3 protein-coding genes are annotated in these 2,428 nt (G+C 65.8%); all 3 read right to left on the minus strand.

Annotation, left to right across the window (positions count from 1 at the left end; translation table 11 throughout):
- Positions 1-32: 32 nt before the first annotated feature.
- The 3 genes from tnpC to tnpA all read right to left on the minus strand — a co-directional run bounded on the left by tnpC (position 33) and on the right by tnpA (position 2,343).
- Positions 33-1,562 carry an IS66 family transposase gene (gene tnpC, locus M8009_RS18810; RefSeq protein WP_250064012.1) on the minus strand — a complete coding sequence of 510 codons (1,530 nt, stop codon included), beginning with the start codon at positions 1,560-1,562 and terminating at the stop codon, positions 33-35.
- A gap of 80 nt (positions 1,563-1,642) precedes the next feature.
- Complete coding sequence (tnpB, locus tag M8009_RS18815) at positions 1,643-1,978, minus strand: IS66 family insertion sequence element accessory protein TnpB (protein ID WP_250064014.1); 336 nt, start codon at positions 1,976-1,978, stop codon at positions 1,643-1,645.
- A complete protein-coding gene (gene tnpA, locus M8009_RS18820) occupies positions 1,978-2,343 on the minus strand; it encodes an IS66-like element accessory protein TnpA (RefSeq protein WP_250064016.1) in 366 nt (121 codons plus the stop codon). The genes tnpB and tnpA overlap by 1 nt, the downstream gene beginning before the upstream one ends.
- Positions 2,344-2,428 lie beyond the last annotated feature (85 nt).

A 2,428-nucleotide genomic window follows, 5' to 3' on the forward strand; every position in this document is an offset into this window, starting at 1 on the left:
GTAAGCGTTCGGGCATCACCGCCGGCGCATGGTCAGGCGGTTTTTTGCCAGTTCTGCGGAAGGAGCTCGTGGAGCTGGCTGGCTTTCTGGGTCGGCAACCGTTCCAGCACGTCCTTCAGGTAGGCGTAGGGCTCGTGGCCGTTCAGCTTGGCGCACTGGATCAGGCTCATGATGGTGGCGGCGCGCTGGCCACTGCGCAGCGACCCGGCGAACAGCCAGTTGGAGCGACCCAACGCCCAGGGTCGAATCAGGTTTTCGACTCGGTTGTTGTCGATCGGCAACCTTCCGTCATCCAGGTAGCGCGTCAGCGCCGCCCAACGCTTCAGGCTGTAGTCCAGCGCTTTCGCCGTCGCCGAACCGTTCGGCACCTTCTCCCGATGAGCCAGCATCCAGCGGTGCAGCGCGTCGGCGATGGGCCTCGCTCGTGTCTCCCGCAGTCGTTGGCGTTCTTTCGCGCTGAGCGGCTGTGCCTCGCGTTCCACCTGGTAGAGCTGGCCGATCAGCTCAATGGCCTGCTCGGCGATCTGGCTCTTGCCGGCCACGTGCAGGTCGACGAACTTGCGCCGCGCGTGGGCCATGCAGCCGATTTCGGTGACGCCGTTGGCGAAGCTCTGCTTGTAGCCGCTGTAGTCGTCACAGACTAGCTTGCCCCGCCACTCGCCGAGGAAGTCGCGGGCATGCTGGCCGCCGCGCCCCTCGCTGAAGTCGTAGATCACCGCCTTCAACCCGGCATACGGCGTGGTGGCGTAGGCCCAGAGGTAGGCGCGGTGTGTTTTCTTCTTGCCCGGGGCCAACATCGGCACCGGGGTCTCGTCGGCATGCAACACCGGTTCGCTGAGCAGCAGGTCACGTAGCGCGTCGACCAGCGGTTGGAGCCGCACGCCGCAGATGCCGACCCACTCGGCCAGGGTGGAGCGCGGAATCGCCACGCCGGCACGGGCAAAGATCTGCTCCTGGCGATAGAGCGGCAGGTGATCGGCGTATTTGGCGATCAGCACCTGGGCCAGCAAGCCGGCGGTGGGGATGCCCTTGTCGATGATCTGCGCCGGCATCGGTGCCTGGGTCAGCGTCTCGCACTGGTCACAGACCCACTTGCCGCGAACATGGCGCTCGACATGGAACACGCCCGGCGTGTAGTCCAGCTTCTCGCTGACCTCCTCGCCGATCCGCCGCAGCTGGCAGCCACAGGCGCAGTGCTCGCTTTCCGGGTCGTGGCGAATCTCGGTGCGCGGCAGTTCGGGAGGCAAGGGGGCGCGCTTGGGCGTTTTCTTGGTCGCCGGTGGCGTATCGGGAGTGGCCAGATCTGCCAGCTCGGTCTCGATGGCAGCGATATCGGCATCCACCACGTCCTCCAGCAGGCTGATCTGCAGGACATTGAGCTGCTCACTGCGCTTGCCGAAGGCGTGGCGCTTGAGCAGCGCCAGTTCGTAGGTCAGCTTCTGGTTGACCTGCTCGCTGTGACGGAGCGCTTTATCCTTTTCCTCCACCTGCGACATCAGCGTTGCCGCCAGGTGGCGGAGCTGATCGGGAGAGAGCTGAGACAGGTCGGAAGGTGCGTTCATCCGGCGAGTATGCCAGCTCGCCGGCGAGAGCGGGATTAGCGCATCCGCGAATAGCCGGGCCGCCGCGTCTGTGCCTCTCATCACACGATCGAGATAACCCCGTCGGCGCCGAGACGCTGCCAGGGCAAGCCTTGCACCAGCGCCGTCACCTGTTCGGGGCAGAGCTCGACGCGCTCGCCGTGCCAGTTGCCAGCCCAGTGGAACTTGCCCTGGTTCAAGCGCCGGGCACACAGCCAGACGCCCAGCCCATCGTGAACCAGTACCTTCATGCGGTTGCCGCGCCGGTTGGCGAACAGATAGGCGCAATGCGGGCGAGCTGCGCCGAACACCGTCACCACCCGGGCCAGCGCGGTATCCGGGCCGGCGCGCATATCCAGCGGCTCGGTGGCCAGCCAGATCTCGTCGATGCGGATCATCACAGCAGCCCCTTCAGCCACTGCGCGCACTGGGCTGCCTCGCTCACCGGCCAGCGCACGGTGATCGTGCCCCGCGACGAGGGCAGCTCGATGCAGATGTCGCCGACGGCTGCAGGCGGCGCTGGCAGATCGGTCGCTGCTGGCGGTACCGGTAGGGGCACGAAGTCCGGCACGGCCGGCAACTGGCTCTGGCGTTTAGCCCTGCGGATCCAGGTCTGGACAAGGTTAGTGTTGAGACCGTGCTGCAGGGCGATCTGGGCAATCGAGGCGTCGCCCTGCAGGCAGGCCGCAACGATCTTGGCCTTGAACGACGGGGCGTAGCGACGGCGACGACGGATCTCACGTTCGGTACTTGGGGACGTCATGGATAGGTGCCCACTTATTAATAGATGGGCACCTAATGTGGCCGGCCAGGGCCTCCCGCGTAAGGTGTGTTCACCGGCCGCTTAC

The sequence above is a fragment of the Halomonas gemina genome (genome assembly GCF_023554995.1).
In the GTDB taxonomy this organism is placed as follows: domain Bacteria; phylum Pseudomonadota; class Gammaproteobacteria; order Pseudomonadales; family Halomonadaceae; genus Halomonas; species Halomonas gemina.

Bases quoted from the DNA above. Each gene is read 5' to 3' on its own strand.
- tnpC (WP_250064012.1), bottom strand. From the start codon at position 1,562: ATGAACGCACCTTCCGACCTGTCTCAGCTCTCTCCCGATCAGCTCCGC.
- tnpB (WP_250064014.1), bottom strand. From the start codon at position 1,978: ATGATCCGCATCGACGAGATCTGGCTGGCCACCGAGCCGCTGGATATG.
- tnpA (WP_250064016.1), bottom strand. From the start codon at position 2,343: ATGACGTCCCCAAGTACCGAACGTGAGATCCGTCGTCGCCGTCGCTAC.